Annotated in this window: 20 protein-coding genes and 1 tRNA gene; 13 read left to right on the forward strand and 8 right to left on the reverse strand. The window is 69.6% G+C overall.

The features are described 5' to 3' along the window. Window positions 1-44: 44 nt before the first annotated feature. Both BLW82_RS19295 and nth read right to left on the reverse strand, forming a co-directional pair. A complete protein-coding gene (locus tag BLW82_RS19295; protein ID WP_256215872.1) occupies window positions 45-749 on the reverse strand; it encodes an NUDIX hydrolase in 705 nt (234 codons plus the stop codon). Between the two features lie 100 nt (window positions 750-849). Next, window positions 850-1944 carry an endonuclease III gene (nth, locus tag BLW82_RS19300; RefSeq protein WP_093500151.1) on the reverse strand — a complete coding sequence of 365 codons (1095 nt, stop codon included), beginning with the start codon at window positions 1942-1944 and terminating at the stop codon, window positions 850-852. A gap of 276 nt (window positions 1945-2220) precedes the next feature. Here nth and BLW82_RS19305 point away from each other — a divergent pair, with 276 nt between their 5' ends. Together BLW82_RS19305 and BLW82_RS19310 are read left to right on the forward strand one after the other, a co-directional pair. Further along, on the forward strand, window positions 2221-2895 hold the full coding sequence (locus BLW82_RS19305; protein WP_018547939.1) for a Crp/Fnr family transcriptional regulator: 675 nt from the start codon (window positions 2221-2223) through the stop codon (window positions 2893-2895). 130 nt (window positions 2896-3025) lie between these two features. Further along, entirely contained in the window at window positions 3026-3856 is an 831-nt protein-coding gene (locus tag BLW82_RS19310; protein WP_093500155.1) for a nucleotidyltransferase domain-containing protein, read from the forward strand. 48 nt (window positions 3857-3904) lie between these two features. On the opposite strand, the gene BLW82_RS19315 is transcribed toward BLW82_RS19310, so the two are convergent. From BLW82_RS19315 to BLW82_RS19330, 4 genes are all read right to left on the reverse strand, one after another. Beyond that, window positions 3905-4747 carry an MBL fold metallo-hydrolase gene (locus tag BLW82_RS19315; protein WP_093500157.1) on the reverse strand — a complete coding sequence of 281 codons (843 nt, stop codon included), beginning with the start codon at window positions 4745-4747 and terminating at the stop codon, window positions 3905-3907. Further along, window positions 4744-5625, reverse strand: coding sequence for an NUDIX hydrolase (locus BLW82_RS19320; protein ID WP_093500159.1), 882 nt, complete (start codon window positions 5623-5625; stop codon window positions 4744-4746). Before BLW82_RS19320 ends, BLW82_RS19315 begins: the two co-directional genes overlap by 4 nt. 153 nt (window positions 5626-5778) lie before the next feature. Further along, window positions 5779-6243, reverse strand: coding sequence for a RidA family protein (locus tag BLW82_RS19325; protein ID WP_093500161.1), 465 nt, complete (start codon window positions 6241-6243; stop codon window positions 5779-5781). Then, window positions 6243-6401, reverse strand: a complete 159-nt coding sequence (locus tag BLW82_RS19330) for a Sp36 family protein (RefSeq protein WP_019992579.1) — start codon at window positions 6399-6401, stop codon at window positions 6243-6245. Before BLW82_RS19330 ends, BLW82_RS19325 begins: the two co-directional genes overlap by 1 nt. 107 nt (window positions 6402-6508) lie before the next feature. On the opposite strand from BLW82_RS19330, the gene BLW82_RS19335 reads away from it, so the two are divergent. Together BLW82_RS19335 and BLW82_RS19340 are read left to right on the forward strand one after the other, a co-directional pair. Next, window positions 6509-7486: an ATPase BagA gene (locus tag BLW82_RS19335; RefSeq protein ID WP_093500162.1), complete on the forward strand. Its 978-nt coding sequence runs from the start codon at window positions 6509-6511 to the stop codon at window positions 7484-7486. After that, window positions 7483-8907 (forward strand): ATPase BagB, encoded by a 1425-nt coding sequence (locus BLW82_RS19340; RefSeq protein WP_093500164.1) that lies wholly within the window; start codon window positions 7483-7485, stop codon window positions 8905-8907. The genes BLW82_RS19335 and BLW82_RS19340 overlap by 4 nt, the downstream gene beginning before the upstream one ends. A gap of 43 nt (window positions 8908-8950) precedes the next feature. On the opposite strand, the gene wblA is transcribed toward BLW82_RS19340, so the two are convergent. Next, a complete protein-coding gene (wblA, locus tag BLW82_RS19345; protein WP_132856581.1) occupies window positions 8951-9289 on the reverse strand; it encodes a transcriptional regulator WblA in 339 nt (112 codons plus the stop codon). A gap of 559 nt (window positions 9290-9848) precedes the next feature. On the opposite strand from wblA, the gene BLW82_RS19355 reads away from it, so the two are divergent. Continuing rightward, window positions 9849-12152 (forward strand): transglycosylase domain-containing protein, encoded by a 2304-nt coding sequence (locus BLW82_RS19355; RefSeq protein ID WP_093500166.1) that lies wholly within the window; start codon window positions 9849-9851, stop codon window positions 12150-12152. A gap of 109 nt (window positions 12153-12261) precedes the next feature. Here BLW82_RS19355 and BLW82_RS19360 read toward each other — a convergent pair whose 3' ends face one another. Next, entirely contained in the window at window positions 12262-12729 is a 468-nt protein-coding gene (locus BLW82_RS19360) for a GatB/YqeY domain-containing protein (protein WP_093500168.1), read from the reverse strand. 103 nt (window positions 12730-12832) lie between these two features. On the opposite strand from BLW82_RS19360, the gene BLW82_RS19365 reads away from it, so the two are divergent. From BLW82_RS19365 to BLW82_RS19400, 8 genes are all read left to right on the forward strand, one after another. Beyond that, on the forward strand, window positions 12833-13759 hold the full coding sequence (locus BLW82_RS19365; RefSeq protein WP_093500170.1) for a metallophosphoesterase: 927 nt from the start codon (window positions 12833-12835) through the stop codon (window positions 13757-13759). A 106-nt stretch (window positions 13760-13865) separates the two neighbouring features. Further along, window positions 13866-14627: a Pr6Pr family membrane protein gene (locus tag BLW82_RS19370; protein WP_093500172.1), complete on the forward strand. Its 762-nt coding sequence runs from the start codon at window positions 13866-13868 to the stop codon at window positions 14625-14627. A 74-nt stretch (window positions 14628-14701) separates the two neighbouring features. Beyond that, window positions 14702-14775 (forward strand) — tRNA-Pro (locus tag BLW82_RS19375). Window positions 14776-15018: 243 nt separating this feature from the next. Then, window positions 15019-15699 carry a DUF488 family protein, N3 subclade gene (locus tag BLW82_RS19380; RefSeq protein ID WP_093500174.1) on the forward strand — a complete coding sequence of 227 codons (681 nt, stop codon included), beginning with the start codon at window positions 15019-15021 and terminating at the stop codon, window positions 15697-15699. 119 nt (window positions 15700-15818) lie between these two features. Then, window positions 15819-16604 (forward strand): hypothetical protein, encoded by a 786-nt coding sequence (locus BLW82_RS19385; RefSeq protein WP_093500176.1) that lies wholly within the window; start codon window positions 15819-15821, stop codon window positions 16602-16604. Window positions 16605-16685: 81 nt separating this feature from the next. After that, window positions 16686-17896 (forward strand): IS3 family transposase gene (locus BLW82_RS19390; RefSeq protein WP_093500178.1). Its coding sequence is split into 2 segments (ribosomal slippage): window positions 16686-16932 and window positions 16932-17896, totalling 1212 coding nucleotides; the frame shifts between segments, so codons are not numbered across the junction. A 134-nt stretch (window positions 17897-18030) separates the two neighbouring features. Continuing rightward, the gene (locus tag BLW82_RS19395; RefSeq protein WP_371131354.1) at window positions 18031-18288 is read left to right on the forward strand and encodes a DUF397 domain-containing protein; all 258 of its coding nucleotides are present in this window, start codon (window positions 18031-18033) and stop codon (window positions 18286-18288) included. Between the two features lie 308 nt (window positions 18289-18596). Further along, window positions 18597-19019 (forward strand): hypothetical protein, encoded by a 423-nt coding sequence (locus tag BLW82_RS19400; protein WP_218162376.1) that lies wholly within the window; start codon window positions 18597-18599, stop codon window positions 19017-19019. Window positions 19020-19073 lie beyond the last annotated feature (54 nt).

The raw sequence follows: 19073 nt of genomic DNA on the forward strand, positions 1-19073 counted from the left end.
GGGACACGACGTCCCCCGGATGACACAGCACGGTGGACACCCTGTCATGACCGCCAGTCGAGCGGGACCAGCTTCTCGCGGTCCCAGGAGCGCTCCCATCCCGCATAGTGCAGTAGGCGGTCGATCACCCCGGCCGTGAACCCCCACACCAGGGTCGATTCGACCAGGAATGCCGGACCTCGGTGACCGCTGGGGTGCACGGTGGTGGCCCGGTTGGCCGGATTCGTGAGATCCGCCACGGGGACCGTGAAGACCCGTGCCGTCTCGTTCGGATCGACCACGCCCACCGGTGTCGGCTCGCGCCACCAGCCCAGCACGGGGGTGACCACGAACTCGCTCACCGGGATGTACAGCCTGGGCAGCACCCCGAACAGCTGGACACCGGCCGGATCCAGCCCGGTCTCCTCCTCGGCCTCGCGGAGAGCGGCCCGCAGCGGCCCGTCGGCCTTCGGGTCGCCGTCCTCGGGGTCGAGGGCGCCGCCGGGGAAGGAGGGCTGCCCGGCGTGCGAGCGCAGCGAACCGGCCCGCTCCATCAGCAGCAGCTCGGGCCCCTGCTCTCCCGCGCCGAACAGGATCAGTACGGCCGACTGCCGCCCCGCCCCGTTCTCCGGCGGCAGGAAGCGGCTCAGCTGGAGCGGCTTGACCGTCTCGGCGGCCCGCACGACCGGGCCGAGCCACTCCGGCAGCCCCTCCTTGCTGAGCGCCACATCCCCGCGGGCACCGCCCGTCTGTGCCTTGCTGTGTGTCACGGCCTCCCCCGTCCTGCCCTGCTCCCCCGCCCTGCTGCCCGTTCCAACGCCCGAAGTCTCCTTGATCGTTCCGTTCTCCGTCCCTGAGAAGACCCCTGGGTCATGTCCCTGATGCGGCGCCCAGCGGCGGCGCCGGTCTGCCACCCGCGTCCAGATACGCCTGCGGCGGCTTGAGCCGCTGCCCGGGGAAGCCGCCCTTCTCGTACTTGAGCAGCTTCCTCGCCTTCTCCGGGTCGGTCTCGCCCTCCCCGTAGGCCGGGCAGAGCGGGGCGATCGGGCAGACGCCGCAGGCGGGCTTGCGGGCGTGGCACATCCGGCGCCCGTGCCAGATGACGTGGTGCGACAGGTCGGTCCAGTCGCTCTTGGGGAACAGCGCGCCGACGGCCGCCTCGATCTTGTCGGGGTCGGTCTCCGCGGTCCACCGCCACCGCCGGACCAGGCGCTGGAAGTGCGTGTCCACGGTGATGCCGGGGCGCCCGAAGGCGTTGCCGAGCACGACGAACGCGGTCTTGCGGCCGACGCCGGGCAGCTTGACGAGGTCCTCGAGCCGCCCCGGCACCTCGCCGCCGAACTGCTCGACCAGACCCTTGGACAGCCCTATCACCGACTTGGTCTTCGCCCGGAAGAACCCGCACGGCCGCAGGATCTCCTCGACCTCCTCCGGGTTGGCGGCGGCCAGGTCCTCGGGGGTGGGGTACTTCGCGAACAGCGTCGGGGTGGTCTGGTTGACCCTGAGGTCGGTGGTCTGGGCGGACAGCACCGTGGCGACCAGGAGCTGGAAGGGGTTCTCGAAGTCCAGCTCGGGGTGGGCGTACGGGTACACCTCGGCGAGCTCGCGGTTGATCCGGCGGGCCCGGCGGACGAGCGCGGCCGGCGACTCGGGCTTCCCGGCAGGCAGCGCCTGCGGCTGCTCGACGGCGGCCTCCGCGACCGCCGCGGCCTTCTTGGCGGGCGCCTTCTTCGCTGCCGTCTTCTTGGCCGCCGTCCTTTTCGCTGCCGTCTTCTTCGCCGCCGTCTTCTCGGCCGCGGTCTTCTTCGCCGCCGACGCCGCCTTCTTTGCGGCGGTCTTCTTCGCCGCCGTCTTCTCCACTGCCGTCTCTGCCGTCTTCTTCACCGCAGCCTTCTTCGCGGCTTTCACCGCCTTTGCCGCCTTTTTCGGTTCACCGGAGGCGGCATCGGGCCCTTGTTCGCCCACAGCGGAAACATCTCGTACAACCACCCGCCCAGCTCCCTTGGCCTGTGCTCTCACCGGCGATTTGGACACCCGGCCAGCCTAAAGCCCGGCACCGACATCTGCCCTGGACCCGGAAGATCAGCCCCCGATTGGACCCCTGCCGCTTACCTCGGCACACCTGTGCGGCATCCTTGTGACAGATCACACTGTTTGGACGGTCCGGCAAAATGGGGAACACGGTCCCCTGGTACCAAGGGGGAGCAAGATCCCCTGAGCAGGTCGACAAGGAGAGAACTCGTGGACGACGTTCTGCGGCGCAACCCGCTCTTCGCGGCGCTCGATGACGAGCAGTCCGCGGAGCTGCGTGCCTCCATGAGTGAGGTGACCCTCGCGCGTGGCGACTCCCTGTTCCACGAGGGCGACCCGGGCGACCGGCTCTACGTCGTCACCGAGGGCAAGGTCAAGCTCCACCGCACCTCCCCCGACGGCCGGGAGAACATGCTGGCCGTCGTCGGCCCCGGTGAGCTGATCGGCGAGCTGTCGCTGTTCGACCCGGGCCCGCGCACGGCGACCGCCACCGCGCTGACCGAGGTCAAGCTGCTGGGCCTCGGCCACGGCGACCTCCAGCCCTGGCTGAACGCCCGCCCCGAGGTGGCCACCGCCCTGCTGCGCGCCGTCGCCCGCCGGCTGCGCAAGACCAACGATGCCATGTCCGACCTGGTCTTCTCCGACGTGCCGGGCCGGGTCGCGCGTGCCCTGCTGGACCTCTCCCGCCGCTTCGGCGTGCAGTCCGAGGAAGGCATCCACGTCGTCCACGACCTCACCCAGGAGGAGCTGGCCCAGCTGGTCGGCGCGTCCCGCGAGACCGTGAACAAGGCGCTGGCGGACTTCGCCCAGCGCGGCTGGCTGCGGCTGGAGGCGCGGGCCGTGATCCTGCTGGACGTCGAGCGGCTGGCGAAGCGGTCCCGGTAGGCGGTAGGCGGGTTCTCTGGGGGCTGCCCCCCAGCCCCCCAGCCCCCCAGCCCCCCGCATCATCGGCCCCCCGCATCATCGGCCTCCGGCCTTGTCCTCAAGCGCCGGACGGCCCGCTGTGTGGTTCCCCATGTCTGAAAAAGTCGCGTCCCGGGGCCTCGACCCCCTTGGCTTCATCGAGCGCGAGGGCTCGCACGCGCGCGTGCCGCACGTCTTCCGCCCCGTGGTCGCCGCCGCCCGCGACCGGCTCCTGGACGTCTTCGGGGCGCGCCTGGACAGCGCCTACCTCTACGGGTCGATTCCGCGCGGCACCGCGCGCGTGGGGCGCAGCGACCTGGATCTGGTGGTCGTGCTGAGCGAGGAGCCGACCGACGCCGACCGGGACGCGGCCCGGGTGCTCGGCGAGGCCGTCGACAAGGAGTTCCCGGAGATCGACGGGGTCGGGACCCTGCTCCACTCCCGCGCGAGAGTGCTGAGCGAGCCGGAGCGGTACGACCTCGGCTGGTTCGTGGCCTGCCTCTGCACCCCCCTGCTCGGCGAGGATCTCGCCGAGTTCCTGCCCCGCTACCGCCCCGACTCGCTGCTCGCCCGCGAGACCAACGGCGACCTGGCCCGGTACCTGCCGCGCTGGCAGGAGCGGATCGCGGCCACGGACGGCACCGAGGAGGCCCTGCGGCCCCTGGTGCGCTTCATGTCACGAAATCTCGTCCGCACCGGTTTCACCCTCGTCATGCCCCGCTGGAACGGCTGGACCAGCGATCTGCGGGAGATGGCCGAGGCGTTCGCCCGCTACTACCCGGAGCGGGCCGAGCAGCTGCGCCGGGCGGCCGTGCTGGGGTCCGAGCCGGTCGGCGACCGTGCCGTGCTGCGGTCGTACGTGGACGACCTCGGCCCCTGGCTGGCGGACGAATACGCGCGCGTGCACGGCGCGAGGGCGCCCCGGCCGGACGGCTGGGACTAGAGCTCCACCCGGCGCCGCTCCAGCTCCAGACCTCCGGAAGCTCCAGGTCTAGATCTCTGACTGGATCAGCCCGTGCTCGGTCAGGTAGTCGAGCTGGGCGCGCACCGACAGTTCCGCCGCCGGCCACAGAGAGCGGTCCACGTCGGCGTAGACGTGGGCGACGACCTCGGCGGGGCTGCGGTGGCCGTTCTCGACGGCCGTCTCGACCTGGGCCAGCCGGTGGGCGCGGTGGGCCAGGTAGAACTCGACGGCGCCCTGGGCGTCCTCCAGGACCGGGCCGTGGCCCGGCAGGACCGTGTGGACGCCGTCGTCGACCGTCAGCGAGCGCAGTCGGCGCAGCGAGTCCAGGTAGTCGCCGAGACGGCCGTCCGGGTGCGCCACGACCGTCGTACCGCGCCCCAGGATGGTGTCGCCGGTCAGGACCGCGCGGTCGGCCGGGAGGTGGAAGCTGAGGGAGTCCGCGGTGTGGCCCGGGGTCGGCACGACCCGCAGCTCGAGCCCACCGGTCGTGATCACGTCTCCGGCGGCCAGGCCCTCCTCGCCGAGCCGCAGCGCCGGATCGAGCGCACGCACGCGCGTGCCGGTCAGTTCCGCGAACCGTGCGGCCCCCTCGGCGTGGTCCGGGTGGCCGTGGGTGAGCAGGGTGAGCGCGACGCGCTTGCCGGCTTTCTCGGCCGTGTCGACGACGTTCTTGAGGTGGCCGTCGTCCAGCGGGCCCGGGTCGATCACGACGGCCAGGTCGGAGTCGGGCTCGGCAACGATCCAGGTGTTGGTGCCGTCCAGGGTCATCGCGGAGGCGTTGGGCGCCAGCACGTTGACGGCCCGCACGGTGGCGGGCCCCGGGAGGACTCCGCCGCGCGGCTGGCCGGGCAGGGCTGCTGCGTCCGTCATGGTCGGGCTCCACCGGTCGTCAGGTCGGTCGGTATGCGCTTGGTGAACTCGTCGTGGCCGGGCCAGGTCAGGACGATCTCGCCGTCCGCCAGCCGGGCGCTGGCCAGCACCGGGGTCATGTCCCGCGCCGGCGCCGCCGCGAGCGTCTCGGCGGCCGTGCCGTACGGCAGGAGCTGGCGCAGCGTCGCGATGGTGGGCGGCATCATCAGGAGTTCGCCCTTGTCGTAGCCGGCGGCGGCCTCCGCGGGGCGGATCCACACCGTGCGGTCGGCCTCGGTGGAGGCGTTGCGGGTGCGCTGGCCCGCGGGCAGGGCGGCGACGAAGAACCAGGTGTCGTAGCGGCGGCTCTCGAACTCCGGGGTGATCCAGCGCGTCCAGGGGCCCAGCAGGTCCGAGCGCAGGACCAGGCCCCGCCGGTCCAGGAACTCGGCGAAGGACAGCTCACGGGCGACCAGGGCCGCGCGGTCGGCCTCCCAGTCGTCCCCGGTGGTGTCCCCGACGACGGCGTCCGGGGCGGGGCCGGCGAGCAGCACGCCTGCTTCCTCGTACGTCTCCCGGACGGCCGCGCAGACGATCGCCTGGGCGCCCGCCTCGTCGACGCCGAGCCGGTCGGCCCACCACGCGCGCGTGGGGCCCGCCCAGCGGACCAGGTGGTCGTCGTCGCGCGGGTCGACACCGCCGCCCGGATACGCGTACGCGCCTCCGGCGAAGGCCATGGAGGCGCGTCTGCGCAGCATGTGGACGACGGGACCGTCCGGGGTGTCCTTCAGGAGCAGCACGGTGGCCGCGCGCTTCGGGGCCACCGGCACGAGGGTGCCTTCCGCGTGTGCGCGGATGCGGTCCGGCCACTCGGGGGGATACCACTGTCCATCGGCCATTACCGGAGGCTATCCCGTGGGGAGCGAATGTTCGAGAGGTGCTCCGGCGGAGGATCACCCCTGCGGCGCCGGTCCGGTCGGCTGAGGATCGCCCTGCGGCTCCGGTCCGGTCGGCTGAGGATCGCCCTGCGGCTCCGGTCCGGTCGGCTACGGCTACGGCTCCAGCTCGACCTGGACCTCGACCTCGACCGGCGCGTCCAGCGGCAGCACCGCGACGCCCACCGCGCTGCGCGCGTGCACGCCCTTGTCGCCGAGGACCTCCCCGAGCAGTTCGCTGGCGCCGTTGATCACGCCCGGCTGCCCGGTGAAGTCGGTCGCGGAGGCGACGAAGCCGACGACCTTCACGACGCGCGCGACGCGGTCCAGGTCACCGGCGACGGACTTCACGGCGGCCAGGGCGTTCAGCGCGCAGACGCGGGCCAGCTCCTTGGCCTCCTCGGCGGTGACCTCGGCGCCCACCTTGCCGGTGACCGGGAGCTTGCCGTCCACCATCGGCAGCTGGCCGGAGGTGTAAACGTACGCACCGGACCGTACGGCCGGCTGGTAGGCGGCGAGCGGCGGGACGACCGCCGGCAGCGTGAGACCGAGTTCGGCCAGCTTGGCCTCCACGGCGCCCATTACGGCTTCTCCCGCTTCAGGTAGGCCACGAGCTGCTCGGGGTTGTTGGGCCCGGGGACGACCTGGACGAGCTCCCAGCCGTCCTCGCCCCAGGTGTCCAGAATCTGCTTCGTGGCATGGACGAGCAGCGGCACGGTTGCGTATTCCCACTTGGTCATGGGGCCGACTGTATCCGCTGTGACGGACGGGACACGTGGCCCACCGCACGCACGGTTATCCACAGCCTCCCGCGTGAGTGTCGGGCCGACTGGTTAGTCTCGAAGATGTGAGCAGGCTCCAGGTCGTCAGCGGCAAGGGCGGGACCGGAAAGACGACGGTCGCCGCCGCACTCGCGCTGGCCCTCGCGACCGAGGGGAAGCGGACGCTTCTCGTGGAGGTCGAGGGCCGGCAGGGCATCGCCCAGCTTTTCGAGACGGAGGCGTTGCCCTACGAAGAGCGAAAAATCGCGGTGGCGCCGGGAGGCGGTGAGGTCTACGCGCTCGCCATCGATCCCGAACTGGCCCTTCTGGACTACCTCCAGATGTTCTACAAGCTCGGCGGGGCCGGCCGGGCGCTGAAGAAGCTCGGCGCGATCGACTTCGCCACCACCGTCGCGCCCGGCCTCAGGGACGTGCTGCTGACCGGCAAGGCGTGCGAGGCGGTGCGCCGGAAGGACAAGGCCGGGCGCTTCGTCTACGACTACGTCGTCATGGACGCCCCGCCGACCGGCCGCATCACCCGCTTCCTGAACGTCAACGACGAGGTGGCCGGGCTGGCCAAGATCGGCCCGATACACAATCAGGCGCAGGCCGTGATGCGGGTGCTGAAGTCCAAGGAGACGGCCGTGCACATGGTCACCCTGCTGGAGGAGATGCCGGTCCAGGAGACCGCCGACGGCATCGCCGAACTGCGGGCCGCGCGGCTGCCGGTGGGCCGGGTCATCGTGAACATGGTCCGGCCGGAGGTGTTGGACGCCGCCGATCTGGAACTCGTACGGACCGTGCCGCGCACCGCCGTGGCGCAGACGCTGTCGGCGGCCGGGCTCGGCGGGGCGCGGCGCGGCGGGAAGGCCGAGCAGCTGGTGGACCCGCTGCTCACGCAGGCCGCCGAGTACGCCGAGCGGTACGCGCTGGAGCACGAGCAGCGCGCGGTCCTCGCCGAGCTGGACCTGGAGCGGCACGAACTGCCGCTGCTCGCCGAGGGGATGGACTTGGCGGGCCTGTACGAACTCGCCCGCGAACTGCGGAAACAGGGGATGTCATGACTCCGGACCCGGCCAAGGCGCAGGACGACGCCCGTCGCCTGTCGCACGCGCCCGCGCTCGACGTCGATCCGCTGCTGGACGACCCGGAGACCCGGATCGTGGTGTGCTGCGGCTCGGGCGGCGTCGGGAAGACCACCACGGCGGCGGCCCTGGGCCTGCGGGCGGCCGAGCGGGGCCGCAAGGTCGTCGTGCTGACCATCGACCCGGCCAAGCGGCTCGCGCAGTCCATGGGCATCGACTCGCTGGACAACGTGCCGCGGCGGGTGAAGGGCACCGAGGGCCCCGGCGAACTGCACGCCATGATGCTCGACATGAAGCGCACCTTCGACGAGGTCGTGGAGGCGCACGCGGACGCCGAGCGAGCGGCCGCCATCCTGGCCAATCCCTTCTACCAGTCGCTCTCGGCGGGCTTCGCGGGCACGCAGGAGTACATGGCGATGGAGAAGCTGGGCCAGCTGCGGGCCCGGGACGAGTGGGACCTGATCGTGGTCGACACCCCGCCCTCCCGCTCCGCCCTGGACTTCCTGGACGCGCCGAAGCGGCTCGGCTCCTTCCTGGACGGCCGGCTGATCCGGCTGCTGACGGCCCCGGCGAAGCTCGGCGGCCGTGCGGGCATGGCCTTCCTGAACGTCGGCATGTCGATGATGACCGGCACACTCGGCAAGCTGCTCGGCGGGCAGCTGCTGAAGGACCTGCAGACGTTCGTGGCGGCGATGGACACGACGTTCGGCGGGTTCCGCACCCGCGCGGACGCGACGTACAAGCTGCTTCAGGCGCCGGGTACGGCGTTCCTCGTGGTGGCGGCTCCGGAGCGGGACGCGCTGCGCGAGGCCGCCTACTTCGTGGAGCGGCTGGCCGCGGAGGACATGCCGCTGGTCGGTCTGGTCCTCAACCGGGTCCACGGCAGCGGCGCCGAGCGGCTGTCGGCCGAGCGTGCGCTCGCCGCCGCGGAAAATCTTGAGGAGCCCCGCATTGTCGATCAGGGTGGCGGGAAAGCTGGACTTCGTAACTCTCCCGACACGTACGGCAGTTCTGAATCACCCGCGCCTGCGCCGTCCGAGTCCCGGCCCGACGGACCCCCCTCGTCAGGGCCCACGGACACGACTATGGACTCGGCTGCGGACACGACTGACGAATCCCCCTCGTCAGAAGGACCGCCGTCACAAGGACCGTCGTCAGAAGCGCCGTCGTCAGAAAACCCGGACCGCACCGTCGACCAGCTCACCGCAGCCCTGCTGAGGCTGCACGCCGAGCGCATGCACCTGCTCTCCCGCGAGCAGCGCACACGTGACCGCTTCACCGCGCGCCACCCCGAGGTGGCCGTGGTGGAGGTGGCCGCGTTGCCCGGCGACGTGCACGACCTCACGGGGCTGCGGGACATCGGTGACCGGCTCGCGGCCGGCCGGCCGGAACTGCCGTAGCCCTGTCGTCGACCTGTCCGGTCTGTGCGCAGACCCGACCGGTCTAGCTCACGGCCGCGTAGTTCTCGTACACCTCGTCGCTGTCGAGGGGGACGATTCCGGTCCCCCGCTCGTACTCCGAGCGCGCTGTCTCCAGGAGCCTGCGCCAGGAGGTCACGGTGGGCCGTCGGCGCAGCAGCGCGCGACGCTCCCGCTCCGTCATGCCTCCCCACACGCCGAACTCGACGCGATTGTCCAGCGCGTCGGCCAGGCATTCCGTGCGTACCGGACATCCGGTGCACACCGCCTTGGCCCTGTTCTGCGCTGCTCCCTGAACGAACAGTTCATCCGGATCGGTAGTGCGGCAGGCAGCCTGCGCACTCCAGTCGGTTACCCAGCCCATACCGGCGCCGTCCTCTCCCGAATCGAGGCTCCCCCACGGCGGCAGCGGCATATTCACCGCCGCCAGTTGAGGACGTTACGGAAGGTGGGCACAGCGCAACACCCCCTTCGGGCCCAATCTTGAATGGCCCGAACGGACTATGGGTAAGCGGCAGATCACCCGCGGGAGTGAGCTGACGACATGCGTGATGATCGCGGCAAACCGGGACAGCCGTGGTACGTCACAACGGACGCCGAGTGACACACGAGGCGGATTCGGACACACCATCAACACCTCACCCGAAAAAAAACGGGCAGGTTCCGGAACGATTCGGGGTCGCCGGACGTATTGATACGTGGCCGCACTGCTGTGACAGTTGAGAGCAGCTTAGGCCAAGGCCTGTACGCGTGTCCGGCGAATGACGCGGTAGACCGTTCATGTCGGCGTGCCGGCGGGCACAGCATCCCGTGCGGTCGGTCGGGTGAGCCGGGTCGCCCGCTATGTCACGATCCTGCACTCGAACATCCCGAGAGCCACCCGCTCCCCCGGAACCGCCAGGACTACGGATTAGGCTGCCTCCATGCCAAAGAAGCGCTCGGGCGGTGGTCTGTCGACCACACAGCAGGCCGCCAAGTTCCTCGGTGTCAGTGTGCTCGCGGGAGCCGTGATGGCGGGCATCGCACTGCCCGCGGCCGGGGCCCTGGGCCTCGCGGCCAAGGGCTCGGTCCAGGGCTTCGACGACATCCCGGCCAACCTGAAGAGCCCGCAGCTGAGCCAGCGCACCACCATCCTCGACAGCAAGGGCAACAAGATCGCCCAGGTCTACTCCCGTGACCGCACGGTGGTGGAGCTCAAGGACATCTCGCCGTACATGCAGAAGGCGATCGTCGCGATCGAGGACTCGCGCTACTACCAGCACGGCGCCATCGACCTGAAGGGCGTGCTGCGCGCGCTGAACAAGAACGCGCAGAGCGGCGGGGTCGCCCAGGGCGCGTCCACGCTCACCCAGCAGCTGGTGAAGAACTACTTCATCGAGGAGGCCGGCGACGACCCGACCAAGGTCGCCGAGGCCACCCAGCAGACCCTCGGCCGCAAGGTCAAGGAGCTGAAGTACGCGATCCAGCTGGAGGAGAAGCTCGGCAAGAAGAAGATCCTCGAGAACTACCTGAACATCACCTTCTTCGGCGAGCAGGCCTATGGCGTCGAGGCCGCCTCCCAGCGCTACTTCTCCCAGCACGCCAAGGACCTCAACCTCCAGCAGTCGGCCCTGCTGGCCGGCATCGTGCAGTCGCCGAGCCGTTACGACCCGGTCAACGACGAGGCCGAGGCCACCAAGCGGCGCAACGTCGTGCTCGAGCGCATGGCCCAACTCGGCGACATCTCCCAGGCGGAGGCCGACAAGGCCAAGGAGGCCCCGCTCGGCCTGCACGTCACCCAGCCGAAGAACGGCTGCATCACCGCGGTCAAGGGCGCCGGGTTCTTCTGCAAGTACGTGGAGAACGTCTTCCTGACCGACCCGACCTTCGGCAAGACCCGCGAGGCGCGCGCCAAGCTCTGGAACCAGGGCGGCCTGACCATCCGCACCACCCTGGACCCGCAGGCCCAGGACTCGGTGCAGGCCTCGATCAAGGACCACGTCTACAAGTCCGACTCGGTCGCGGCCGCCGCCACCCTCGTGGAGCCCGGCACCGGCAAGATCCTGGCGATGGGCCAGTCGAAGCCGTACGGCTACAACAAGAACGAGACCGAGTACAACTTCTCGGTCGACCGGGACTACGGCGGCTCCAACTACGGCTTCCCGACGGGTTCGACGTTCAAGCCGTTCGTGGCCGCGGCCGCCATCGAGGGCGGCAAGCCGGCGACGCAGGAGTACTCGGCGCCGTACAAGATGAACTACCCGAGCCCCGTGCAGCAGTGCGACGGCAAGCAGTGGGTCAACACGGAGAACGAGCAGGTCGAGAACGAGAACGAGTCCGAGGTCGGGCCGTACCAGATGAAGAAGGCGATGGCGAAGTCCATCAACACCTACTTCGTCCAGCTGATCTCCGACATCGGCCTGTGCCCGGTGGTCAAGATGACCGACTCGCTCCACGTCCACCAGGGCGACGGCTCGAAGCTGCCGCAGACCCCGTCCATCGCCCTCGGCGCGATCGGCCTCTCCCCGCTGACCATGGCGAGCGCGTACGCGGCCTTCGCCGACCGGGGCATGTACTGCACACCGGTCGCCATCGAGTCGATCACCCAGAAGGTGGGCAACGAGCAGAAGTCCCTCCCGGTCCCCAGGTCGACCTGCTCGCGGGCGATGAGCGAGAAGACCGCCGACACGATCAACACCCTGCTGCGCGGCGTGATCGACTCCGGCACCGGTCAGCAGGCCGGCCTCGACGACCGGGAGAGCGCGGGCAAGACGGGTACGACCGACGCCCGCAAGAACGCCTGGTTCGTCGGCTACACGCCCAACCTCGCGGGCGCGGTCTGGGTCGGCAGCGCCAAGCAGAACGTCGAGATGACCAACATCACCATCGGCGGCGTCTACCACTCCGAGGTCTTCGGCGCCGACACCCCGGGCCCGATCTGGAAGGACGCCATGGCGGGCGCCCTGGAGGGCAAGGCCGACGAGTCCTTCAACCTCGTGGACATCCCGGACGAGAACAACCACGACAAGGGCCACGGGAACGACAACGGGAACGGCGGCAACGACAACGGCGGCAACGACAACGGCGGCCTGATCGGCGGTCTCATCGGCGGCAACGACAACGGCGGCACGACGGACGGCTCGACGAACGGCGGCCCCAACCCGAACCCGACCTTCTCCCTCCCCGCCGGCTTCATCCAGGGGAACACGAACGGGGGCCACAACGGGAACGGCGGGAACCGGGGCTGATCCTCAGCCCGGGAAGGGGCTGATCCTCAGCTCCGACCCGGTACGACGGCGGGGCCGCACCTCTCGGAAGAGGTGCGGCCCCGCCGTCGTACCGCCTGCCGCTGCTCGCTCAGCCCTGGAGCCGCCTCTTCACGGCGGCGGCGACCCGGCCGCCCTCGGCCAGGCCGGCCACCTTCGGGTTCACGATCTTCATCACGGCGCCCATGGCCCGCGGCCCCTCGGCGCCCGCCGCCTTCGCCTCCTCGACGGCCTGGGCGACGATCCCCTCCAGCTCCTCGTCGCTGAGCTGCTTCGGCAGGTAACCGGCGAGGACCTCGCCCTCCGCCTTCTCCCGCTCGGCGCTCTCGGCGCGGCCGCCCTGGGTGAAGGCCTCGGCCGCCTCCCGGCGCTTCTTCGCCTCCTTGGCGATCACCTTGAGCACCTCGTCGTCGGAGAGCTCGCGCTTCTCCTTGCCAGCGACCTCTTCGTTGGTGATCGCGGCGAGCGTCATCCGGAGCGTGGCCGAGCGGAGCTCGTCACGTCCCTTGATCGCGGCGTTGAGGTCGTCCTGCAGCTTCGACTTGAGCGTGGTGGTCATGGCACCGATTGTCGCAGGTGCCGCACGCCCGACGCCCGCCGATTTACCCACCTCACGTACCGCCCGGTCTCTGAGCGCCCGCTCGGTCTGACACGATGGCCATATGCGCGCTCGATACGGAGTACCCCTGGGAATCGCGGCGTTCGGCGCCGCGGGTGTGTTGTACGCGGCCGGCTACGAGGTCCGTTCCTTCCGCCTGCGCCGGGTGACGGTCCCGGTCCTCCCGCCGGGGATGCGTCCGCTGCGCGTGCTCCAGGTGTCCGACATCCACATGGTGAGCGGCCAGCGCAAGAAGCAGCGCTGGCTGCAGTCGCTGGCGGGCCTGCGCCCGGACTTCGTGATCAACACGGGTGACAACCTGTCCGACCCGGAGGCCATCCCGGAGGTACTGGACGCGCTGGGCCCCCTGATGGAGTTCCCGGGCGCGTACGTCTTCGGCTCCAACGACTACTACGGCCCCAAGCCCCGCAACCCCGCCCGCTACTTGCTGGAGAAGGTGAACGGCAAGCACGGGCTGAACGGCAACCCGCCGGTCGTCGGCGCGATCCACATCGACTGGGAGGAGTTGCGGGACGGCTTCGACGGGGCGGGCTGGCTGAACCTCACGAACACGAGGGGCACCCTGAAGATCGAGGGCGCCACGGTCGAGCTGACGGGGCTGGACGACCCGCACATCAAGCGCGACCGCTATCCGCAGGTGGCGGGCGGTCCGTCCGACACGGCGGACTTCTCGATGGGCGTCGTGCACGCCCCGTACCTGCGCGTCCTGGACTCCTTCACGGCGGACAGCTACCCCCTGGTCCTGGCCGGCCACACCCACGGCGGCCAGCTCTGCGTCCCCTTCTACGGCGCCCTGGTCACCAACTGCGACCTGGACGCGGACCGGGTGAAGGGCCTGTCCACGCACACGGCCGAGGGCCGCACCTCCTACCTGCACGTCTCCGCGGGCTGCGGCACGAACCGCTACACCCCGGTCCGCTTCGCCTGCCCACCGGAGGCGACGCTGCTGACGCTGGTGGAGCGCGGGTAGGCCCGACGGCTCAAGGACCGGAACACTCGACGACCGGAACAAGGGAATAACCCACTCGGCGTAGACCGAAATGCCGCACATGCCCCTTTATCCATAATTTGGGGGCATGACGACTCCTCCGATACCCAGGGACATTCCCGACCTCCCCGCGGTCCCGGGCACGCCCGTACTCATACCCGGACACGTTCCGGCGACGGCCGTGGTCGCCCCCGTCCGCCGCCCCGTGACCGCCGCGTTCCGTCTCCTGACGGCCGTGCTGGCGTCGGCGGGTGTGGGGCTGGAACTGCTGCTGGGCAGCTCGGACCGGATCCTGAGCTACTTCGGAGTACAGGCGGCGATACTCCTCGCCCTGGTCAGCCTCGCCTCGGCCCGCCGGGCCTGGCTGGCGGGCCGTCCGCTGCCCTCGTCCCTGACCGGCGCTGCACTTCTCTACGCCGTGGTCTCGTCGCTGGTCTACCACCTGCTGCTGGGCCACACGACTCCCCCGTTCTCGATGACGGGCTCGACGCACCTTCCGGTGGCCTGGCACGGGCAGTGGCTGGCCCTGCAGCTCCTCTACACGGCGGCCCCCGCGGCAGCGCTCCTGGACTGGCTGATCCTCACACCCCCGGGCCGACTCCACCTCCGCCAGACGACGGCGTGGATGCTGTATCCCCTGGCCTACCTGGCCTTCACCCTCGTCCGGGCCGAGCTGGTCCTTCCCGGCACGCCGGGCCGCTACCTCTACCCCTTCCTGGACGCCGAGCAGCACAGCTACCGAGCCACCTTCGCCAACGCCCTCCTCATCGGCCTCGCCTGCTACGCCCTGGCAGTCCTCCTGGTAGCCCTGGACCACACCCGCCCGAACCCGGTCGGACGCCGCCCCTAAACCGGATTTCGTCTCCAGCCACCAGTGGGCTAAAGTAAACGACGTCGCCGCGACAAGCAGCAAAGCAGCGACACCGGGGTGTAGCGCAGCTTGGCAGCGCGCTTCGTTCGGGACGAAGAGGTCGTGGGTTCAAATCCCGCCACCCCGACGCTGAAGTACCAGGTCAGGGGCCTGATCCACTTGATGGATCAGGCCCCTGACTGGTTCCTGGAGATCGTTTGGGAGAAATCTGGGAGAAGATCTTGGTCGGCTTCTCCCGGGAGCAGTCTCCAGTGCCGCAGGAAGAGCGGCGCCTGCGCGCCCTCGGACCTGCGCGTTCGCGAATCCAGGGCTCGTGGCTGACCAGGAACACCGCGGCGGGCCGCCCCAACGGTCGTTAGGAACACCGCACATGGCAGGTCACCCCTCGACATCCCCCCACGACCATGCCCGTGCGCTCGCCCAGCGGGTACGGGCGTTGCGGGAGGACCGCGGGTGGACGCGGGAACGGCTGGCCAAGGAAGCGGGCATCGCCGTCGGAACGCTGGGCCGCCTGGAGAGCGAGGGAGCGATCCAGCCAGGTTTCTTCACGGTCGGCGCGGTCGCCGGGGCTCTTGCAGTCTCCCTCGATGATCTGTTCCGGGAGACCAGGGCCACCCCTGGCCTCTGGTCCGTCGGCTACGAGGGCCGGGACATCGACTCCTTCGTCGCCTCACTGCTCGACAGCCGCATTGATGTGGTGGCGGACGTTCGGCTCACGCCGATCAGTCGCAAGAAGGGCTTCAGCAAGACCCGCCTCGGGGTGGCGCTCGCCGAGGCCGGCATCGAGTACACCCACCTGCGTGGCCTGGGGAATCCCAAGGACAACCGGGAGCCGTTCTGGGACGGCCGCCTCGAAGTGGGCAGGGCGCGGTTCCGTGGGCTGCTGGCATCCGAGGAAGCCCAGTCCGATCTCGACCGCCTCGCCGAGCACGCCCGGCAGTTCCGGGTCGCGGTGCTGTGCTTCGAGAAGGACGAGAGCCGCTGCCACCGGCAGGTCGTCCTGGAGACCGTTCGAAAGCGGGCCGCCGTACCCGTAACACCCCTGGCCTGACTTTTCCCCTCCCCCGCGTACGCACCCTTGCCAGTGGCGCATGCCTCTCCTCCAATCGGATCGGGGAGAACTGCGGAGGGGGAGCCATGCGATCAGGGAACCGCCAGCGTGCAACCATCATGATCACGGTCAAGACGTATCCGGAGCTGTCGAACAAGTACCGCGAGACCAGTTGTGTGGCAGGCATACGCCTGGACCAGGGGGCACCGCAGCACGTACGCCTCTTCCCCGTGCCGTTCCGGCTCCTGGCCGAGGACGCCCAGTTCTCCAAGTACTCGATCATCGAGGTCGACGTCGAGCCGCACGGCAAGAAGGATCCCCGGCCCGAGAGCCTGCGTCCGGACCTCGACACGCTCAAGATCGTGGGTGCCATACCGTCGGGCGGCGACTGGAGACAGCGGTACAGGCACATCGAGCCACTGGTCTCGCCGTCCCTGTGCGCGATCAAGAGGGAGCAGCAGGAGCGTGGCACCTCGCTGGGCATCTTCCGCCCCACCGAGGTCAGCTTTCGGCTCACGGCGGCCGAACCCTGGTCGGAATCCAAGGCTGCACTCGCCGGCCAACTCGACCTCTTCGAGCAGGACCTGGCGCCGCTGGAATGGGTACCCCTGGACTTCCGCTACCGCTTCCGCTGCACGGACGAGGACTGCCCCACCCACGACATGGGACTGAAGGACTGGGAGGCCGGCGCTTCCTACCGCAAGTTCCTGCACAAGTACGGCGAGCGCGCTGTACAGGACAAGCTGCGGGAGACCTGGTACGACTCGATCTTCGCTCCCGACCGTGCCGTGCACTTCTTCGTCGGCAATATGGCGGCTCATCCTCGGACGTTCATGCTGCTGGGCCTGTTTTATCCGAAGGCGAATGTCATCCGGTTCGTCCAGGACAGCCTGTTCGGTGACTGACGCGAGGGTGTGACATGAGGCTGATCCTGTGGAGTGGACACCCTGACAATGGATCTTGATGGCTCAGGGAGGGATGTCCAGGTGGGACGCAAGTCTCCGTATTCGGAGGAGTTCCGGAAAGACGCTGTCGCGCTCTACCGCGCCGCCGCCGGGAAGCGGACGTACGCGGCGGTGGCCGCGGATCTCGGCATCACCGCGGAGTCGCTGCGGACGTGGGTCCGCAAGGACGAGGCCCAGGCCGCGTCCGGACACGGTGACGGGGGCGGGAGTGAGGCGGAGGAGCTGGCCCGGCTGCGGGCGGAGAACACTCGGCTGCTCAAGGCCGAGAAGGAGTGGCACCTGGAGCGCGAGATCCTGCGCCGGGCAGCCGCCTGTTTCGCTCGCGAGGTGAAGTGAGACCCCACCGCTGGGACTTCATCTCCGACAACCGCGCCGACTTCGGCGTCAAGCGGATCTGCCGGGTGCTCGGGACATCTCGCGCCGGCTACTACCGGCACTTGGCCACCGAGCAGGCCCGCGCCGAGCGCCAGGCCGAGGAGAAACGGACCGTGGCCGAGATCCGGGCCATCCACGCCGAGCACCATGGCGCTTACGGCGCTCCCCGCGTGCATGCCGAACTCCGTGCCCGCGGACACGGGATCAGCCGAAAGCGCGTCACCCGGCTGATGCGGATCAACCACATCGTCGGCCGGCACCTACGCAAGAAGAAGCGCACCACGATCGCGGACAGGACCGCGCCACCCGCGCCGGACCTGGTGATGCGCGATTTCACCGCGGACACGCTGAACACCAGGTGGTGCGGCGACATCACCTACATAGCCGTCGGCACGTCGTGGCTCTACCTCGCCACGGTGATCGACATCTGCTCGAGAAAGGTGGTGGGCTGGTCAATCGCCGACCACATGCGGACTTCCCTGGTCACCGACGCGATCGAGATGGCTGTGGCCACCCGCGGCGGCCGGGTCCATGGCGTCGTTTTTCACACCGACAGGGGCGCCCAGTACGGCGTGGCCGCCTTCGCCAAGGTCTGCCGCCGGCACGGCATCCGCCGCAGCATGGGCCGGGTCGGCTCGAGCTATGACAATGCCCTCGCCGAGTCGTTCTTCCAGGGCCTCAAGCGCGAATTGCTCCATGGCCGCCGCTGGACCTCGAAGGCGCAGACCCGGCTGGAGCTGTTCCGCTGGCTGTCGTACTACAACCGGCGCCGTCGGCACTCCGCGCTCGGCTACCTCACACCAGTCGAGTTCGAACAGCGTCTGATCGCATCACATACTCTGTCACTCGTCGCATGAAACCCGGTGTCTACTCCCGGGAATCAACCTCACGTGGACAACTACACGGAAATCTATGATCAGTTGAGAGACAGCGCCCTCGACCCGTCGGAGACTCGCACCCACATCGCACGCATCAGCAAGGAGCTCGAAGAGTGAGCACGCCCAGCATGGCCGCCCCGCACGACGTCACGACAGCCCAGTACGACGTCGATCTCCCGCACGCGCGGTGGCGGAAGAGCTCGTACAGCGGGGGTGCGAACGACTGCGTGGAAGTCGCGGAACTGGGCGAGCGCGCCGCAGTGCGCGACTCCAAGGACATCAGCCGTGGGCCGTTGCTGTTCTCGAAGGTGGCGGTGCGCGCGCTGGTCGGCGGAATCACCAGCGGGGCAACCAGTACGCGTCATGGCTGAGCAGCCAGCGAGGGAGTCGTGCGTCGCTCAGCAATGAAGCAACACGACCGGCGGGGGCTGGCGCCGGAGGAGCCCCCGCCGTGCAACGCGCGGCTGGAAGCCGCTCCCTCGGGCGGAGGGCAATCGACCGCACACTCGCGGGCAGAGCGTAGCGGGCGCGGCACTGCCGGATCGGCCGCCAGGTTGATGGTCTTCTGGGGAGGTTTCGGTGACCTGCGCCATCCGTCCCCGGCTGGGTGCTCGCCCAGTCTCCGTGCCCCTGGGAACTGCATCTATACCAAGGGGGCCAAGCGCGAGATGATGGCCAAGTGTCTGGACGTACGCAGAAGTGGATCGGGATCGGCTCCGGGAGCGCCATCGTCGTAGGTCTCGTGTCCTACTTCGCCATAGTCGGCCTGGATAAGGCGGACAAGCTGTCCAGTGTGCTCGGCCTGCTCCTCAGTATCGCCAGCTTCGTCATGGGGTGGCTCGGCTATGCCAGGGAGAATGAGGCTGGCCAGTCGGTCCAGAATGCATCGGTGGGCGGAGGCGTCACCCAGGTATCCGGCACTCAGGGCAACGTACGCATCCAGCGCCGGGGAGTGCCGACCAGCCCATCTTCAGGGCCTCCTTCACCCGGAGCAGGAGGAATTTCGGAAAGCGGGCAGGTCGTGGGCGGGAGTTCTGTCGGCGGCCATGTGGAGCAGGTTTCGGACACTGGCGGTGACGTGCACATCGAAGAGGAGCCGTGATCGAAGGGCTTCGCCGATTGGCAGCGCGGCTCTGGCGCACCGGATCTACCTCCC

Source organism: Streptomyces sp. Ag109_O5-10, from assembly GCF_900105755.1.
In the GTDB taxonomy this organism is placed as follows: Bacteria; Actinomycetota; Actinomycetes; order Streptomycetales; family Streptomycetaceae; genus Streptomyces.